General features: G+C 38.5%; 20 protein-coding genes. All 20 read left to right on the top strand.

The window, feature by feature from the left end:
* Positions 1-48: 48 nt before the first annotated feature.
* On the top strand, positions 49-912 hold the full coding sequence (locus tag CFT42_RS06070; RefSeq protein WP_088815692.1) for a hypothetical protein: 864 nt from the start codon (positions 49-51) through the stop codon (positions 910-912).
* A 397-nt stretch (positions 913-1,309) separates the two neighbouring features.
* Positions 1,310-1,714 carry a hypothetical protein gene (locus CFT42_RS06065; protein WP_088815690.1) on the top strand — a complete coding sequence of 135 codons (405 nt, stop codon included), beginning with the start codon at positions 1,310-1,312 and terminating at the stop codon, positions 1,712-1,714.
* A gap of 280 nt (positions 1,715-1,994) precedes the next feature.
* Positions 1,995-2,522 (top strand): hypothetical protein, encoded by a 528-nt coding sequence (locus tag CFT42_RS06060; protein WP_088815688.1) that lies wholly within the window; start codon positions 1,995-1,997, stop codon positions 2,520-2,522.
* 154 nt (positions 2,523-2,676) lie between these two features.
* Positions 2,677-3,096 carry an Imm48 family immunity protein gene (gene imm48 / locus CFT42_RS06055; protein WP_088810222.1) on the top strand — a complete coding sequence of 140 codons (420 nt, stop codon included), beginning with the start codon at positions 2,677-2,679 and terminating at the stop codon, positions 3,094-3,096.
* A gap of 41 nt (positions 3,097-3,137) precedes the next feature.
* Positions 3,138-3,494, top strand: coding sequence for a DUF488 domain-containing protein (locus tag CFT42_RS06050; protein WP_088815687.1), 357 nt, complete (start codon positions 3,138-3,140; stop codon positions 3,492-3,494).
* A 66-nt stretch (positions 3,495-3,560) separates the two neighbouring features.
* Complete coding sequence (gene isdG / locus CFT42_RS06045; RefSeq protein ID WP_088815686.1) at positions 3,561-3,926, top strand: heme oxygenase IsdG; 366 nt, start codon at positions 3,561-3,563, stop codon at positions 3,924-3,926.
* Between the two features lie 11 nt (positions 3,927-3,937).
* Positions 3,938-4,492, top strand: coding sequence for a nitroreductase family protein (locus CFT42_RS06040; protein WP_088815684.1), 555 nt, complete (start codon positions 3,938-3,940; stop codon positions 4,490-4,492).
* A 17-nt stretch (positions 4,493-4,509) separates the two neighbouring features.
* Entirely contained in the window at positions 4,510-4,674 is a 165-nt protein-coding gene (gene rpmF, locus CFT42_RS06035) for a 50S ribosomal protein L32 (RefSeq protein WP_088810228.1), read from the top strand.
* A 125-nt stretch (positions 4,675-4,799) separates the two neighbouring features.
* A complete protein-coding gene (locus CFT42_RS06030; RefSeq protein ID WP_088810230.1) occupies positions 4,800-5,519 on the top strand; it encodes an NUDIX domain-containing protein in 720 nt (239 codons plus the stop codon).
* Positions 5,520-5,531: 12 nt separating this feature from the next.
* The gene (gene aroD / locus CFT42_RS06025; protein WP_088810232.1) at positions 5,532-6,311 is read left to right on the top strand and encodes a type I 3-dehydroquinate dehydratase; all 780 of its coding nucleotides are present in this window, start codon (positions 5,532-5,534) and stop codon (positions 6,309-6,311) included.
* A 91-nt stretch (positions 6,312-6,402) separates the two neighbouring features.
* The gene (gene secG, locus CFT42_RS06020) at positions 6,403-6,636 is read left to right on the top strand and encodes a preprotein translocase subunit SecG (RefSeq protein ID WP_088810233.1); all 234 of its coding nucleotides are present in this window, start codon (positions 6,403-6,405) and stop codon (positions 6,634-6,636) included.
* Positions 6,637-7,122: 486 nt separating this feature from the next.
* A complete protein-coding gene (locus tag CFT42_RS06015) occupies positions 7,123-7,869 on the top strand; it encodes an alpha/beta hydrolase (RefSeq protein WP_088810235.1) in 747 nt (248 codons plus the stop codon).
* A gap of 20 nt (positions 7,870-7,889) precedes the next feature.
* Positions 7,890-10,259 carry a ribonuclease R gene (rnr, locus tag CFT42_RS06010; protein ID WP_088810237.1) on the top strand — a complete coding sequence of 790 codons (2,370 nt, stop codon included), beginning with the start codon at positions 7,890-7,892 and terminating at the stop codon, positions 10,257-10,259.
* Positions 10,260-10,274: 15 nt separating this feature from the next.
* Positions 10,275-10,742, top strand: a complete 468-nt coding sequence (gene smpB, locus CFT42_RS06005; RefSeq protein WP_088810238.1) for an SsrA-binding protein SmpB — start codon at positions 10,275-10,277, stop codon at positions 10,740-10,742.
* Between the two features lie 218 nt (positions 10,743-10,960).
* Entirely contained in the window at positions 10,961-11,380 is a 420-nt protein-coding gene (locus CFT42_RS06000; RefSeq protein WP_088810239.1) for a PTS sugar transporter subunit IIA, read from the top strand.
* Positions 11,373-11,843: a PTS sugar transporter subunit IIB gene (locus CFT42_RS05995; protein WP_088810241.1), complete on the top strand. Its 471-nt coding sequence runs from the start codon at positions 11,373-11,375 to the stop codon at positions 11,841-11,843. The genes CFT42_RS06000 and CFT42_RS05995 overlap by 8 nt, the downstream gene beginning before the upstream one ends.
* Positions 11,844-11,864: 21 nt before the next feature.
* Positions 11,865-12,617 carry a PTS mannose/fructose/sorbose/N-acetylgalactosamine transporter subunit IIC gene (locus CFT42_RS05990; RefSeq protein WP_088815682.1) on the top strand — a complete coding sequence of 251 codons (753 nt, stop codon included), beginning with the start codon at positions 11,865-11,867 and terminating at the stop codon, positions 12,615-12,617.
* A 17-nt stretch (positions 12,618-12,634) separates the two neighbouring features.
* The gene (locus CFT42_RS05985) at positions 12,635-13,456 is read left to right on the top strand and encodes a PTS system mannose/fructose/sorbose family transporter subunit IID (RefSeq protein WP_088810245.1); all 822 of its coding nucleotides are present in this window, start codon (positions 12,635-12,637) and stop codon (positions 13,454-13,456) included.
* A 17-nt stretch (positions 13,457-13,473) separates the two neighbouring features.
* A complete protein-coding gene (locus CFT42_RS05980; RefSeq protein WP_088810246.1) occupies positions 13,474-14,442 on the top strand; it encodes an SIS domain-containing protein in 969 nt (322 codons plus the stop codon).
* Between the two features lie 179 nt (positions 14,443-14,621).
* Positions 14,622-17,330: a sigma 54-interacting transcriptional regulator gene (locus CFT42_RS05975; protein ID WP_088815680.1), complete on the top strand. Its 2,709-nt coding sequence runs from the start codon at positions 14,622-14,624 to the stop codon at positions 17,328-17,330.
* Positions 17,331-17,351 lie beyond the last annotated feature (21 nt).

Raw genomic sequence — 17,351 nt, 5'->3', positions numbered from 1 at the left:
GGAATAAATCTATTTTATGGAATACCGATTCATTAGAAGGTTTAAAACATGGTGGACTTGTTGGGGTGTAAAATGAAACTAACACAAATTTTGTTTAATAAACAAATACAAGATATTATTCAAAAGATTGATTTTGATCAAGCAAGTCAAGGATTAAATAGTAAGTATATAAAAAGAATCCTGAAACAAAAGTTGTTATTTGCACGATACACAATTTTTGCTATCGTCATTATCATTGAAATCTTATTAGCAAGTACTTTATCAGGATGGATAGTTAGCAACCCTATATCTGCTCTAGTCGAATGGTTAGTAGTTATATTTACGATTATCTATTTTTTAAAAATTAATTTAAAAAGCTTTTCTGAGAACTACTTAACAAGATTTTATTCTTGCTGTTCAATTATATTTAGCATCATCTCATTGATTTTTTCAGTGGGATTATGGATTGTATTAACGGCTTTTTCCGGGGGATTAAAGGATATTTACATGAACCAAATTTTAATTCAAACAGGCAGTGCTATAGTTGGTGCTGTTCTGGTCTGCTATGCAATTTATAAGTATCTCCTTTATCTAGAAATGAAGGAGCTGGCCGTTTTTGATAAAGGAGTAAAGATTCCTTTAATGGGGAGGATTATCGATAAGTTCATCTTTTATGGAATTATTATTGTAATCCTCGGAATGCAACTTTATCGAATGAATAAATTTTGGTTGTTAAATGACTCATCTTGGGTTTCTACGCTCGTCATACCCATAGGTCAAGTCCTTTTATGGGTTATTATCGCAGTTTTATTGATTGCGCTTCCCCTTCGATTTTTTTATCCAGAATTTGTGAAAAGCTACTTACTTCAGAAGTATAGTGAAAAATTCCGTGTTAAAACTGAGATGACAGAAAAATATTGGTATAGTGAGTGAAAACTAGAAGGGCTACCCAAATTTAGGCATCAGAGAAATGAGCGTGTGAATGGAAATTTAATTCACTAGTTTGGAATTATAGGCAAATATCAAAAAAGAAGATTCATAAGAACGTAAAGGCATTTCCAACTAGTTGGAAATGCCTTTACACTCTATAAATTTTGCATATTAAGAAAGATGAAATTATTGAAGCCGTAAAAATAAATAATAAAATTGGAAATGTTGCTTCTGGATTTATGAAAGGATTAGGCAGTATTTTTTGAATAAGAAAGGATAAAATGATGAAATCACCATGGATACCAGTATTTTATTATGAGGAAGAAAATAAAAATTATTTCTATAATACTCAGCGCAGAGTAATTTTACAACAATTCTTTCTGGGACAGTAAGAGTTGTTTTGTATGCACTTTTCGGATTGTTCATTATAAAAATATCAACACAGTATTTAGTAATTTTAAGTACTGTGCTAGGCATAGCAATTAGTATATTGTTAGTTATCTTGATTGACTTTGCTAGTAAAAAAAGTTTCTTTGGAGAGATAGCTCCGATAGATAAAATAGCCTTCTATTTTAAAGAAGGGGAGAAGCAGTTTAAAAAAATTATGTGGCTTAGCTTTTGGACACTTATGCTGGCCATGGGAAGTACTATAGTTCTTTACGTTTCTAATGGTGAGACCATTATATTTTTTGCTACATCTCTTTTTTGGATGTTACCACTTCCGTTGTTTGTTTTACAAAGCCCTTTCAAACGTAGAAAAATATACGAACTTTATAAAAAAAATAAATTACCTATTATTGATTAAAGCAGGAGGACACAGTGCAGGCTTAACGGGAAGTGCGATAGAAACGGTAATAGCTGGACCAATTGGTACAGGGGTTAGATTTGTAATTGGAGTGATGGTTCAATGTTGTTTAATTTTGTGTATGACAACAAAGATGCAATAGTAGATACGGTAAAGATATTGGGAATTCAATATCAGAAACAGTTGGTGACAGGATAGAAGCTATAAAAAATGCGAGAGGCTCAATTACAGGCTTTTTTGGAAATTTGGGTTCTGCATTTAATTAAAGAGGAAGTGTACTATGAAACATTTTGTTTTTCTATATCGTGAGAAAGAACTTTATTCGATATTTTTTGATGAGGAAAAAAAACAGTTTGTCAAATTAATTCACAAGAAGCGCAACTACTGGGTTTATACGATTCTATTTCTTATAGTGCTTTATAGTAGTCAATATATTAGCTCCATTTATAATTATGAAGATAATCTAGTTATGAAATTACTACTACTCGTTTTAACTCTAGTACTCTCTTTTTTTGTTGCTCGAGTATACTATAAAAATTACTATGATATTACCAGTAAACGTGAAATGAGCTATTCTGATAATAGCATTAAAGACCTTATGAATGATGCCAAGAATCAAAGTGAGAAAGAATGGATAGTTTTAATTACGATAATAGTGATGTCTATCATAGTGAGCCTTTTATTCTTATATTTTGGATATATCATGGCATTAATATTTGACTTTTTATTGTTTTTTTTAGTTTGTACAGGTGTTTTTATGAAACCATTAAAGAAAAGAAAGATTGTATCGAATCATTTAAAGAAATGAGGCAAGAAGATGGAGATTTGGAAGCGTTGTGAGATTGCACAATGGATATATTAAATTGATGATCTTGAATCGAGCAAAATTAACTCTTGAAAGCTGCTGATAAAGTGTTATAATGGATATATTTCAAAAGCAAGTTAATAAGGGAGTGCCAAAAGTGGAAGTAACTTTTTTTGAAGCAGCGAGGAATTGTGCAAGTAAGGTTGCTGAGGTTATTAAATTTGATAAAAATGATGCGTTTGAAGCTAAAGTTGTGACATCTTATTTATTTGGGATGCTTACGATGCTTGGCTCTGAGATGGATGCCGATGGAAGTGAAATTCAGGCGAGCTTAGTCGCGGCGTTAGTTCATAATTTTCATTTTAGCGAGCAAGAAGCAGCTAAATTATCGAGTCACGCGATTCACTGTACAGAGAAAGCGAAACACCCAACGCAGTTTACGGTGATTGGACGCGGTTTAGAGGGTTACGTTGATTACTACAAAACGGGTGAATATAAAGAAATTCAAGAAGATGTTTCAAGCATCTTTGACATCGTGCGAGAGTGTCAACGAGAAAATATACAACAAGCTAGGTGAGGCAATCATCTAGCTTTTTTTGTTTAAAAGGAGCAGGTTTTATGCTGAAATTAAAACGGCTTTATGAACCAGCGGAAACAGAAGATGGTTACCGCATTTTAGTTGACCGACTATGGCCGAGAGGGGTTTCAAAGGAAAAGGCGAAACTAGATGAGTGGGCGAGAAATATGGCGCCGTCAAATGAAATCCGGACAGACTTTCATCATCAGAAGATGGATTTTCAAGCGTTTAAGGAAGGCTATTTGGCGGAGCTTTCAGGGAACCAATTCCGGATGGCTTTTTTAGACAAAGTGAGAAAAGAACTTGAAAAAGGAAATGTGACTTTTTTATTTGCGGCGAAAAGTGAAGAGGAGAACCATGCACGGGTGCTTTTAGAATGGGTTTTTGAAAATCTATAATTGACAATGAGAATCATTATCACTATAATCGAAGTAATGAATCGGCAAATTATAGGAGGAAAATGGATGATTATTGTTACTAACACAATTAAAGTGGAAAAAGGCTACGGGGATCAAGTGATTAAGCAATTTACTGGAGCTGATGGTTCTGGACACCCAACAAAAGATATTGCAGAAGTAGAAGGCTTTTTAGGTTTTGAATTGTGGAAGACGCATCTACCAGAGAGCGATTTTGAAGAGGTTGTGGTGACAAGTAAATGGGTGAGTGAAGCGGCGCAAAAAGCGTGGGTTAAAAGTGATGCATTCAAAAAAACGCATGGTCGAACAAAAGATTCGCGCGAACAAAAACGTGACCGTAAAGGCATTTTAGGTAATGAGGTTGTCCAATATGAAGTTGTCCACATTCAAGAACCAGCTGCTCAAGTAGAATAGGAGGGCTCGGTATGGGGAAAGTAGCGGAAACCATTCGTGCGCGCCGTTCCATTAAGCAAGCAATTGAGGAACCAATTTCAAAACAATTTGTGCACAGTCTGATTGAAACGGCTTCCTTTGCACCGTTCCACAGCAAGCTTGAACCGTGGGAAGTTTATGTGGTGGAAAGTCCAGCGCAGAAGGAAAAATATGTAGAGGCTGTCGTACGGGCGACTTGTGAAAAACCAGAAGAGGCCCATAAAATTCGCGAAAGTACGATTAAAAAGATTGGAAAAGCACCAATAACACTCATTATTACGTCAAAAATCACGAGTGATGCGAAGAAAGACTTTGAAGCCATTGCGGCGACAAGTGCATTTATTCAAAATCTACAACTACTCGGTTGGGAAGAAAATATTGGCATGATTTGGCGAACGAATAAGTACATTTTCAACCCAACGTTTCAAGAGGTGTTAGGGATAAAACCAGACGAAAAAATCATTGGAACGCTACATTTAACTAAATTTGTTGAGGTTCCAAAGGCGAAAGCAAGGCGAGAAATAGCGTCTTATGTGCATGAATTGTAATTTAGGAGGTGATGAATGTGGCTGTACCTGCTAGAAGAACGTCGAAAGCGAAGAAAAATAAACGACGGACGCATAAAGGTTTAAGCGTACCAGGTTTGACTAAGAATCCTACGACAGGTGAATATCAAATGTCCCACCGGATTGCGCCGGACGGTACGTATAAAAATAAGCAAGTCTTATAAGAGTTCCCATTTTTGCGAAAAAGACGTTTTTTTCTTCGCAAAGATGGGTATTTTTTTTGTGTACGGCATGCTAAAATGGATTTTATAGGAATAGGACAATTCATGTAGAAATGAGGCCAATTGGAATGACAGATAATTTTGTGAAGCAAGAAGAGGCGCTGGAATCCTATGATGCAAAAAAATTTCGGACGCCAGACGGCTATACGAGCGATATTTTACTTTTTACGGTACAGGAGAGCAAATTGCATGTGCTTTTAATTGAAAGAAGCCGTTTGAATGCGGAAGGAAAGCCTAATATTGAAGGCGGAAAATGGGCGTTCCCGGGTGGATTTGTTGATCCGAATGAAGATGCGCATCAAGCGGGCATTCGCGAATTGGAAGAAGAAACGGGTTTAACCGATATTCCACTTACGGCGTTCGGTGTTTATGATAAACCGGGACGCGACCCGCGCGGTTGGATTATTACGCGCGCACATTATGCTTTTGTTCCGAAAGAAGCCCTTTTAAAACGAACTGCTCTAGATGATGCGGCAAACGTGGCGCTCGTTTCGGTAGACGAAGCATTCAAATTACCGCTTGCGTTTGATCATTTGGATATTTTGCGTGATGCCACTCATAAAATTAATCAGGAAATGCTTCTTTCCACGAAGGTCAGCGATTTTTTACCTGAATTTTTTACATCAGAGGAGTTGTATGAAGCTCTTCAGGGGTGTACTTTGAAAGATGCGATGCCGTCTTTTGAGGAATTTAATCATTATATTGAGCTTTTGCCTTTTCTTGAGCAAAGCGAAGATGGAAAATACTTTTTTAGCTCGGAAGCGAATGCGCATAGTATTTTCTTTTAAGGGGGATGCACGATGAACCTTGTAACAATAAATGATGTTGTAATTGGCGAAGGGACGCCCAAAATTTGCGTTTCTCTAATGGGGAAGACGATTGCAGATTTAAAACGCGAAGTGGCGCTTATTAATGAGTTTGACGTGGATATCATTGAATGGCGCGCAGACTATTTTGGTAAGGTGCATGACCTTGAAACGGTCAAATGGGCTCTCCGCGAAATTCGACCTCTTATCAAAACAAAACCGCTTCTTTTTACTTTTAGAACAAAAGGAGAGGGCGGCGAACTGGAAATGAAAGACGATTTCTATTTCGAGTTAAACCGTGTGATGGTGCGTACCGGCGAAGTGGACTTGCTCGATGTGGAACTATTTCATGATGAAACCGCTGTGGCAGAATTAGTAAGTCATGCACATGCGTCAAATGTGAAAGTGCTAATGAGTAGCCATGACTTTGAAAAAACGCCCCCAAGATCAGAAATCCTAGCTCGTTTTGCGCGCATGGAAGCCTTACAAGCTGACATTACAAAAATTGCCGTCATGCCTGAAAACGGAGCCGATGCACTTGTTCTACTAGATGCGATGAATACGCTGAAAAATGAAGCCACAAAACCGTTTGTTGCTATTTCAATGGGAACGCTCGGCGTCATTTCGCGCCTATCTGGCGGCTTTTTCGGTTCAGCGATTACGTATGGAAGCATCGGAAAAGCTTCTGCGCCTGGACAAGTTCCTGTTCAAAATTTACGGCTAATTTTAGATGCTTTAGAAGCGAAATCAAGCGAGGCATTCACAGAATTGTAACAAACAAATTTAGCTACATCTATTGTACGGCGCGCCGTATTATGGTAAGATTATCTTTAGTCAAAATGGACGGTTTTTAGGAGGAAAAAGAATGAGTACATTTTTAACAGCTACGCTAGTTGTTGTGTCTATACTGCTCGTTATCGTAATTATTCTTCAACCAGGTAAAAGCAATGGCCTTTCAGGAGCCATTTCTGGTGGAGCAGAGCAATTATTCGGCAAACAAAAAGCACGTGGCCTTGAATTATATTTGCACCGCGCAACAATCGTATTATCCATCATTTTCTTTGCAATACTCATTGCATTAGGCTTTTTCATTAATTAAGCCCATGATGATAAACCACCTACAACCGTAGGTGGTTTCAGCTTGTAGAAAAACTCTAAACTTAAGCCAAACAAAACGTACCACGCACAATCAGACTGATGACAAATGGTGAGATTCTTACGCATTGCCGAGTACCGCACCGGAGCGTACTCGAGTACGTGATGACTGAAAACAGGAAGGGCGTAGTTTGCCCGACCATGTGAGAAGTTAGGCGAAGCGGAGTGGAACGGAGGCTTTAACGACGAAGATTGCCGTTTGTCATCAGTCTGAAACCACCTACAACCGTGGGTGGTTTTTGTTTGGGTTCATACAACATATCAGCAACTGTCTAATATAGCGCCTCCTTTTTTTAGCGACTTCCCCCTTCATATTGCGAATACATATCCCATACATTTCAAGTCTCCTCACAAAATTTTTTAATTGCTTGAAACCGTAATTTCACGTACACTAGAGTAGAATCAAAAGTTGCGTGAGGAGCGTTTTAAAATGAAATTTACACCACCAAAACCTTTTTTATTTGAAACAGGGAAAAGAGCGGTTTTGTTACTTCATGGGTTTACGGGAAGTTCGGCGGATGTGCGAATGTTGGGGCGGTTTTTGCAAGACCATCATTATACGTGTTATGCGCCGCAATATAAAGGGCATGGCGTGTCGCCGGATTTGTTGCTTCAGACGGAACCAAGTGATTGGTGGCAAGATGTATTAGATGCTTATGCGCATTTAGAGGAACTAGGCTACAAGGAAATTGCGGTTGCTGGGCTGTCACTAGGCGCATTATTTTCTTTAAAACTCGGATTTTCAAAACCTGTGAAAGGGATTGTTTCGATGAGTGCGCCGACGAAAATGGATAGTTCATCGCCGATTATTTCGGGGTATATGGATTATGTACGGAATTATAAGCGGCTTGAGGGCAAGACTCCAGAAGAAATTGATGCGGAAATGGTGCATTACGAAGGGGCATCGATGAGTCAAATTGCCAAATTGAAAGACGAAATTAATGCGGTGGCGAGTGAAATCGATATGATTTATGCACCGATTTTCGTTGTCCAAGGCAAACTTGATGATATGGTGGACGTGGACGGTGCCCAGTGGATTTATGATACAGTCGAATCTGCGGATAAATCGCTTAAGTGGTATGAAAATTCTGGTCACGTCATTACGATAGATAAGGAACGAAAAGAGTTACAAAACGATATTTTAAACTTTTTAGACCGTTTAGATTGGCAAGAATAAATAGTAAGGAGGGATGAATGATGGAAGAACATCAAATGGAGGCGCACATATTAGACGTTTTGCGCGCACAAAAGGATCAAACTTTTTCATTAGATGATTTAGAAGCGGCAACAGGCTTAGCTGATGCAGATGCGTTTAAAGAAATGGTGAAAGCGCTCGTTCGCTTGGAAGATAAAGGGGACATTATTCGGACGAAAAAAAATCGGTATGCGCTACCTGAAAAGATGGATTATATTAAGGGGACTTTCCGGGCGCACGAACGCGGATTTGGTTTCGTTTTACCAGAAGAGAAAGACTTGGACGATATTTTTATCCCCCCGACAGAAGTCAATGACGCAATGAATGGCGACTTAGTGCTCGCGAACATTACGAAACGAAAAGGCGACAACTTGGCCGAAGGTACCATCAGTAAAATTGTGGAGCGAAAAACAACGCAATTAGTTGGTACATACATGGAGGATTTAGTTGGCGACGGAATTGTTATTCCGGACGATAAACGTGTATTTGGTGAAGTGCATGTTGACTTGGCGGATGGCTTAAAACCGGTTGACGGACATAAAGTCATTGTCGAGCTCACGCAGTACGCACATTCGCATAACCGGGCGCGTGGTGTTGTGAAAATGATTATTGGGCATAAAAACGATCCAGGCGTTGATATTTTATCGATTATTCATAAACATGGAATTGAAATGACTTTTTCAGACGCGGTCATGAAAGAAGCGAATGCGGCAGACGATGTTGTGAATCCTGATGAAATTGGTTCGCGGCGTGACTTGCGCGATGAAGTCATCATCACAATTGATGGAGCCGATGCGAAGGATTTAGATGACGCGGTTACTGTTTCAAAACTTGAAAATGGGAACTTTAAACTTGGCGTGCATATTGCAGACGTCACACATTATGTGAAGGAAGGTTCTGAACTTGATAAGGAAGCGGCTCTTAGGGCCACGAGTGTTTACTTAGTAGACCGTGTGATTCCGATGTTGCCCCACCGCCTATCAAACGGGATTTGTTCTTTAAACCCGAAAGTGGACCGGTTTACGATGAGCTGTGAAATGGAAATCGATGAAACTGGGCACGTGGTCAGCCATGAGATTTTTGAAAGTATCATCAAAACGACGGAGCGGATGACGTACACGGACGTGAATGCGATTTTAGTGGATGAAGATGCCGAACTGCGCGAAAAATACGCGCATATTGTACCGATGCTAGAAGACATGTTTGCGCTCTCGAAACATCTCCACGAAAAGCGAGAAGCACGAGGAGCCATTGACTTTGATGCAAAAGAAGCGCGGGTTTTTGTGGACGAAAAGGGGCACCCAGAGAAGGTTGTCTTGCGAGAAAGGTCGGCAGGTGAACGCCTGATTGAGGAATTTATGTTGGCGGCAAACGAAACTGTTGCGGAACATTTCCACTGGATGGACGTGCCGTTCATTTATCGTATCCACGAAGATCCAAAAGAGGATAAGCTGGCGCGTTTCTTTGAGTTCATTACGAATTTCGGCTTGGTCGTGAAAGGCACCTCCAATCAAGTCCATCCAGCGGCATTGCAACAAGTTTTGGATGAGGTGAAAGGCAAACCAGAAGAAATGGTCATTTCAACGGTGATGCTACGCTCGATGCAGCAAGCGAAATACGATACGGTTTCAGCAGGCCACTTCGGTCTTGCTACCGATTTTTATACGCACTTCACATCGCCCATTCGCCGTTACCCGGATTTAATGGTCCACCGCCTAATTCGGCAGTACTTCATAAATGGTGACGTATCAGAAGAAACGCTCGCAAAACGTGCAGAAGAGCTACCTGAAATTGCGGATCATTCTTCTAAAATGGAGCGCCGCGCAATTGAAGCCGAACGTGAAACAGACGAGCTTAAGAAAACAGAATTTATGGTCGACAAAGTTGGCGAGAAATTTATCGGCATCATTAGTTCGGTTACGAATTTTGGCTTATTTGTTGAACTGGAAAACACGATTGAAGGCTTAGTCCATGTGAGCGCGATGAAAGGTGATTATTACCAGTTCCACCAAAACATTTTAGCCATGATTGGCGAGCGTACTGGGCTAGTTTACAGAATCGGGGACGAGGTCGAAGTAGAAGTAACAAAAGTCGACGTTGACGCACGCGAAATTGACTTCACATTAATTAGTGAGGGCAAAGAGGGTGGCAAAGCGAAATTCCAAAAACAAAAACCGGTAAATAAAACCCGCGCTTTTAAAGAAAAAGGAAATCGTAATCAGAAGCGGCGTAAGCCTCATTCGAATAAAGAGGAGAAGCAATCTGACGGCGATTGGTATACGAAACCGAAGAAGAAAAAGAAAAAAGCATTCTATGAGAGTGTGGCCAAAAAAGGCCAGCCTAAAAATAGTAAGAAGAAAAAACGCCGTTAAGGAAGGAGGATAAAGATGCCAAAAGGTGAAGGAAAGCTTATCGCGCAAAACAAAAAGGCGCGTCACGATTTTGCAATCGAAGAAACTTTTGAAGCGGGCATTGTCCTCCAAGGTACGGAAATCAAGTCTGTGCGAGGTGCTCGCGTGAATTTGAAGGACGCTTATGCGCGCGTGGATAAAGGTGAAGTTTTTTTACACAACATGCATATTAGTCCTTATGAACAAGGAAATCGTTATAACCACGACCCGCTTAGAACGCGAAAGCTTTTGCTGCATAAAAAGCAAATCAGTCGTCTAATTGGGGAAACGAAGGAAGCCGGATATTCGATAGTCCCGCTTAAAATGTACTTGAAAGATGGCTACGCGAAAGTTTTAATTGGCGTCGCTAAAGGGAAGAAAAAGTACGATAAGCGCGAAGATTTAAAACGAAAAGAGGCCAAACGAGATATTGAAAGGGCGTTTAAAGAGCGCCAAAAAATGTAATGAATGTGATGTATGAATTTTGTGAATAAAGAAGGACGTAGGCTTGGATTAGTTAATAATCCAAGCTTTTTTTTTGTGGGGAAAATGAAATAACACAATTTATCCAGCGCGAAGTTGTGTTATTTGAAAGGGATAAAGCATGTGGTAGAGCCGTTTGTGAGCTGTAACAATTGTTTGGCACGATTATTGCAACTGTAAAAAAAGAAGGGAGGTCAGTTATGAATAGAATTATTTTAGTCAGCCATGGCAAACTTGCGCTTGGAATGAAAGATACACTTGATATGATTATTGGCGAAAAGAATGAGGTTATTGCGTTTGCAGCTTACTCAGATGATGAACCGTTTGAAGAGAAAATCAGAGAAAAAGTTCATGCAGAATATCAGCAAAAAAGTATCATCATTGTTACCGACATTTTAGGTGGAAGCGTAAATAATGAAATGTTAAAACTTATGCAAACATTTCCGAATATTCACTTGCTTGCTGGGATGAATTTACCATTAATTATCGAACTCGCTACATATCCAAACGCTTTTTCTAAACTAGAAATGGCGGAAGTAGTCGCGGCAAGTAAAGCGGCCATTGTTGACTGTCAGGCATTATTAAAAGCTACTCGGAAAGGAGGCGAAGGATTTGATTAAGTTTTCAAGGATTGATCATCGTTTATTACATGGACAAGTGATCTTTTCATGGAGTAAAGCAATGAATATTACGCGAATTATTGTAATTGATAATGCGACAGCAAAAGACGATTTTAAAAAAATGTCTTTGAATCTTTCTAAACCGCCAGATATTACTTTAAATATTTTTTCAGTAGCAGAAGCACTTCAAAAAGTTGAGCAAATTGAGGCTCTAGAGGACCAGATTATGCTTATTTTCGGCGGGACAAAAGATGCGTTAGCGTTTTCTAAAGGGTATCCGAAAATACAAGAAATTAATTATGGTGGAATTGCGAATAAAGAGGGTTCGAAAGCATTTAGTAACGCAATTTATCTAACAGAAGAAGAGGTTACTGAGAGTAAAGAAATGGCGGATGCAGGGATACGACTTTATATGCAACAAGTACCGACTTCGAAATTGGAAGAATTAAACCCTAAATTATAACCGCAGAAGGGAGAGTTTGAGATGTTACTTAAATCCATTCTTTTAGGGCTTGTCGGCGTCATTGGGATTCTCGATTCAAGATTACTTGGGCGATTGAATTTAGAAAGGCCACTCGTGATGAGCACACTGACAAGCATTGTTTTGGGAGATATGACAAAAGGGCTTATGATTGGAGCGGCCTTAGAATTAATCTCGCTTGGATTAGTAAATGTAGGGGCAGCAGCTCCGCCAGATATGACGCTTGGTTCTGTCATTGCTACTGCGTTTGCCGTTCTATCAAATACAGACGCACAGACCGCATTAACAATTGCAATACCAATTGCTGTGCTTGGGCAAATGCTAGGTATCTTTTTACGAACGTTACTTTCACAATTCAGTCATACGGCAGATAAACATATTGAAGCAGGAGAATTTAATAAGGCGAAGCGAATCCATATTTTATGGGGGACCGTGCTTTATTCTCTGATGTATTTCGTGCCGATTTTTTTGGCCATTTATTTTGGAACCGATTTAGTGAAGATGATTGTAGATAGTATTCCAACTTGGTTAACAGATGGCTTAACACTAGCAAGTAAAATATTGCCTGCTTATGGTTTTGCATTACTTCTTACGACGATGCTCACGAAAAAGATGCTGCCATTTCTACTTGCGGGCTTTTTCATAACAGCGTATTCAGGTTTAAGTTTAACAGGTGTTGCCATTTTTGCTTGCTTAATTGCCTTTGTATTTGCCGATATCAAATTTAAAAAAGAGAAGAAAGTCGATACTTTATAAGCTAGGGAGGGAATTTTATGACTGCTACAAAAGAGGAACTTACGAACCAGAAAAAATATTGGCAATTTTTTTGGCGCTCCTGGATGATTCAAACTTCTTGGAATTATGAACGGCAGATGAATATGGGCTTCATGTTTGGTATGGCACCAATTTTGGATGCGATTTATGATAAACCAGAAGAAATAGATCTGAAAAAAGAAGCTTACAGACGCCATATGATTTTCTTTAATTGTACACCGCAAACCTCTTCTTTTGTGATGGGGCTTGCCTCTTCGATGGAAGAACAATATTACCAAGACCGTGATAGTTTTGATCCAGAAACCATTACTGCTGTGAAAACGAGTTTGATGGGTCCACTTTCAGGTATTGGAGATTCTTTCTTTCAGGGAACAATCCGCGTGCTTGCTTTCGGGATCGGAATTACATTGGCTCAGCAAGGAAATATTTTAGGTCCAATTTTAGCTATTTTAATTTCGTTTATACCTGCTTTTTTAGTGACATATTATGGTGGGAAAATCGGTTACACGGCAGGAAACAAATATTTATCCAAGCTGTACAACGAAGGCTTGATGGACAAGGTGATGTATATTTCAACAGTAGTAGGGCTGATGGTTATCGGTTCTATGGTTGCCAGTATGATTGGAATTACAACACCAATTACATTTGGAAAAGCGTTTAATTTACAAGAAGTTTTAGACAATATTGTGCCAGGAATTATTCCGCTCGGTTTAACCTTCTTTATGTACTGGTTACTACAAAAGAAGGTCAAAACAGGATGGATTCTCTTGATTTCTATTGCTGGGGGTATCATTCTCAGCGTGCTTGGAATATTTCAATAAAAATGGAGGAATGAATAATGAATAGTCAAACAATCATTAAAAATATTTTAAAAAAAGCAACAGAGGTTAAAAGTGTTATATTTGTAGGGTGTGGAGCGTCTAAAGCAGACCTTTACCCCGCTAAATATTTTTTGGAAGAAAATACTGAAAACCTGCGTGTAAGTTTGTATACTGCAAATGAATTTAACTTTGCGACACCAAAAGCTTGTAATGAAACAGCTATCGTAATCACTGCATCGCTTGGTGGAGCAACGCCAGAAACGGTGGAAGCTACAACAAGAGCGCGTAAGCAAGGGGCGCATGTTATTTCACTTACACATATAGAAAATTCAGCCATTACAAAAGATGCCGAATATGTTATTGTTCACGGATTTGAAGCAAACTATGCAGCCAAACAAGAGAAAATGACATATGCTCTAGAATTAGCTTTAGAAATTTTGCATCAAACGGAAGGATATGCACATTATGATGCCCTGACGGATAGCATAAGCCAATTACCAGCATTCACCGAAGAAGCTGTGAAAAGCTTAGAACCGCAAGCGAATATTTTTGCTGAGAATTACAAAGATGAAAAAGTCATTTATTTTATGTCTAGTGGGGCAACGCATGAAGTGGCTTATGCAACTTCTATTTGTTTAATGATGGAAATGCAATGGATTCATTCAGGCACTTTCCATGATGGTGAATTTTTCCATGGACCATTTGAAATCGTTGATAAAGATGTGCCATTCGTGCTCTTTATGAATGATGGGAAAACAAGGACAATGGATTCTAGGGCACTAACATTTTTAAATCGTTTTGATGCTAAAACAACTGTACTCGATTCACGCGATTTTGGTCTAGGAAACATTGCAGCTGGTGAAGTCATTGATTATGTAAATCCAATGCTATTAACAGCAGTCATGCGTGTCTATGCTGAAAAATTAGCTGAAAAGCGAAATCATCCGCTAACAAAAAGAAGATATATGTGGAAATTAGAATATTAATAAAATAGCCAAGTCCATGTCTCGAAAATATGGGCTTGGCTTCAATCAATGATGAGTAATGTTTTTGCGTGTTAGACTCATTTTGTGCAGGTTAATGGTTTTTTCTACACTTTCAAAATAATGAAAAACTGCTAAGCTAGAAGGAGAATAACGAGTGATTTTTAACGAGGTGGTTTGTGATGACAGCGAATTTATTAGAATACCTTGCTTCCTTAACAGCGAAGTTATCAAAAGAAAATAGCCATTTATTTACGGCGAGTGCTATTTCTGAAAGCACAGGATTTAGTCGTAGTACAGTAAGTCGCTATTTAAATGAGGGAGTGAAGGAAGGGGTAGTATTAAAAATTAGAGAACGTCCTGTTTTGTTTGTGGATAAGATGAGTTTCAGCAATCATTTTTTTACGCCTACCCAAATCATTTTTGATTCTGTAGAAGAACTACTCAATCCGGAGAAAAAAGATGCACTGGCCAAAATTATTGGGGCGAACGCCAGCTTAAAAGAACAAATTGAGCAAATTAAAACAGCTTCTCTTTATCCAAATAATGGGCTTCCAATTATGTTAGCAGGTCCTAGTGGTTCAGGGAAAACTTTTTTAGCTAGACAGATATACGAATATTGTCTAGAAGAAGGTTTACTTCCTAAGAAAGCACCGTTTGTTTCGCTTAATTGCGCGCAGTACTACCATAATCCTGAACTGCTGTCTAGTTTGTTATTTGGTCATGTAGAAGGGGCCTTTACAGGAGCAGATTATGATAAAGAAGGTCTGCTTGCACATGCAAATGAAGGAGTCTTATTTTTAGACGAAGTTCACCGGCTAACAGAAGAGGGACAGGAAAAATTATTTACATTTATGGACCAAGGCCTCTATTCACCAATCGGAAGTAGTAATGTTGAAAAAAAAGCGACTGTGCGCTTGATTTTCGCAACAACTGAAACTATTCACTCGACCTTCCTGCCTACATTTGTGCGGCGTTTACCTGTTATTGTGAATATTCCGGGTTTTGGCGAACGTACTTGGCAAGAGAAGTTACACTTGATTCATCATTTTTTTATGGAAGAAAGTAAGATTTTAAAACACACAATAGAAGTTTCGAGTCAAGTCATGGGTTATTTACTTTCCAGTCAGTTTGAGGGGAATGTGGGGCGTCTTCGGAATATCATTAAATATGCAGCGGGCAATGGTTATACAAAGCTTGAACGTTCGGAAGTCATACAAGTCAATATACAAGTCTTACCAGCAGATGCACAGACCAACTTCCAAACCACTTTTCCGCGTAAAAATATCGAAAAACAAATTTACGATTACACAAAACCATTTTCCTATCCTAAAGCTGATCGCCTTTTAAAAAGCATTCAGATGGTATATGAAGATTTCGTTCTACAATTTGATAAGGAAACTGATTTTTATATCGTGGAGATGACTAAAAATGTAAATTTGCTACTAGATAAACTCTATTTTGAAAGTAATCTCGACACGGATCAAGCTTCTTTTTCGAGCTTAACCTATCATTTGCGTTCTATTTTTAAATATATGGAAGAAAATTATCGTTTTGAACAAGATGGAAATAAAATATTATCTATGGCGTATTTACTTTATCACAAGGAATCTAGAGCTTTTCTAGCTAATCATCCACTTTGGAATAGTCAAAGGAACCGAATCTTACAGTTTTTGCAAGAAAACTTGAATGAGGCATTTTGGCTGGCAAAACAAGTACTAACCTTGCTTGGCGAGCGAATGGACCAAAAAATTTTAACCGAAGATATTGTTTTTATTTCGTTTTATTTTCACGGAACACATATTCAAAGTTTGTCTTCAAATATGAGGGCTGTCATCTTAGCACATGGATACTCAACAGCGAGTAGCATGGCGAATATTGTCAACCGTATTTTACAAAAAAATATCTTTCAAGCCATTGATATGCCAATTGATACAACGATTACAGATATCGAGACCAGACTTTTAGAATATCTGAATACTGAAATTTCAACAACAAATGGTTTAATTTTACTTGTTGATATGGGGTCGCTAAGTGAATTTGCTAAACGACTAGAAAACAAAAGCAGAGGACCTATTTTGTTAATGGATTATGTGTCGACACCTATTGCGCTTGAAGTAGGACAAGATTTAATTGCAGGTAAACCGATTGATAAAGTGGGAGAGTCGATTCATCAAAAAAAACTGAATCGCGAACTGCTTTTTCCAAGTGTGAAAAAGAAAAAAGCGATTCTTACATGCTGCTACACTGGAATGGGAAGCGCTATACAAATTCAGGAGATTTTGCAAAAGAGTTTACAGAATACACCTTCGAAGCTAGAAATTATCCCATATGATTATAAAAAATTGAGTCAAAATAAGAAAGAAGAGCTTCCGTTTCAGTTGTACGACGTTTTAGCTATTGTAGGCACTGAAAATCCTGGAATTTTGTCTGTTCCTTATATTGGCCTTAATAAATTAATTAGTGGTACGCATATTACGGAGTTTATCCGTCTACTAAAACAACATTTTGAGTTAGATGAAGAAGAACTTCGAAAAGATTTAATTTTTAATTTCTCACTTAAAAAAATCATTCAAAATATGACTGTTCTGGATGCCGAAAAGGTACTACAAAACGTTGAGCGGTCTGTTGAATTCATGGAAGCCAAACTCGACATAATACTTGATAATAACAAGAAATTTTTGCTGTATGTGCATATGTGCTGCATGATTGAACGGATTTTGCGAAAAGAAAAAGTAGATGAACAAACGGATATTGAGGCTTTTTTAGAAAAAAACGAAAAAATGATACAGGTGATTGGTCTGGCAATATCCAATTTAGAAAAAGAATATCATATTGAAATCCCGCTGTTAGAAATCCGTTTGATAGCTGATATTGTGAACACGATTTAAGAGAACAGCCCCTTAAAAAGC

This window comes from Listeria goaensis (assembly GCF_900186125.1).
Taxonomy (GTDB): domain Bacteria; phylum Bacillota; class Bacilli; order Lactobacillales; family Listeriaceae; genus Listeria; species Listeria goaensis.
This window is presented reverse-complemented; position numbering and strand designations above follow the sequence as displayed.

Coding starts and splice junctions, on each gene's coding strand:
- CFT42_RS06070 (WP_088815692.1), top strand. CDS start 49: ATGGTGGACTTGTTGGGGTGTAAAATGAAACTAACACAAATTTTGTTT.
- CFT42_RS06060 (WP_088815688.1), top strand. CDS start 1,995: ATGAAACATTTTGTTTTTCTATATCGTGAGAAAGAACTTTATTCGATA.
- CFT42_RS06050 (WP_088815687.1), top strand. CDS start 3,138: ATGCTGAAATTAAAACGGCTTTATGAACCAGCGGAAACAGAAGATGGT.
- isdG (WP_088815686.1), top strand. CDS start 3,561: ATGATTATTGTTACTAACACAATTAAAGTGGAAAAAGGCTACGGGGAT.
- CFT42_RS06040 (WP_088815684.1), top strand. CDS start 3,938: ATGGGGAAAGTAGCGGAAACCATTCGTGCGCGCCGTTCCATTAAGCAA.
- CFT42_RS06030 (WP_088810230.1), top strand. CDS start 4,800: ATGACAGATAATTTTGTGAAGCAAGAAGAGGCGCTGGAATCCTATGAT.
- aroD (WP_088810232.1), top strand. CDS start 5,532: ATGAACCTTGTAACAATAAATGATGTTGTAATTGGCGAAGGGACGCCC.
- secG (WP_088810233.1), top strand. CDS start 6,403: ATGAGTACATTTTTAACAGCTACGCTAGTTGTTGTGTCTATACTGCTC.
- CFT42_RS06015 (WP_088810235.1), top strand. CDS start 7,123: ATGAAATTTACACCACCAAAACCTTTTTTATTTGAAACAGGGAAAAGA.
- rnr (WP_088810237.1), top strand. CDS start 7,890: ATGGAAGAACATCAAATGGAGGCGCACATATTAGACGTTTTGCGCGCA.
- smpB (WP_088810238.1), top strand. CDS start 10,275: ATGCCAAAAGGTGAAGGAAAGCTTATCGCGCAAAACAAAAAGGCGCGT.
- CFT42_RS06000 (WP_088810239.1), top strand. CDS start 10,961: ATGAATAGAATTATTTTAGTCAGCCATGGCAAACTTGCGCTTGGAATG.
- CFT42_RS05990 (WP_088815682.1), top strand. CDS start 11,865: ATGTTACTTAAATCCATTCTTTTAGGGCTTGTCGGCGTCATTGGGATT.
- CFT42_RS05985 (WP_088810245.1), top strand. CDS start 12,635: ATGACTGCTACAAAAGAGGAACTTACGAACCAGAAAAAATATTGGCAA.
- CFT42_RS05980 (WP_088810246.1), top strand. CDS start 13,474: ATGAATAGTCAAACAATCATTAAAAATATTTTAAAAAAAGCAACAGAG.
- CFT42_RS05975 (WP_088815680.1), top strand. CDS start 14,622: ATGACAGCGAATTTATTAGAATACCTTGCTTCCTTAACAGCGAAGTTA.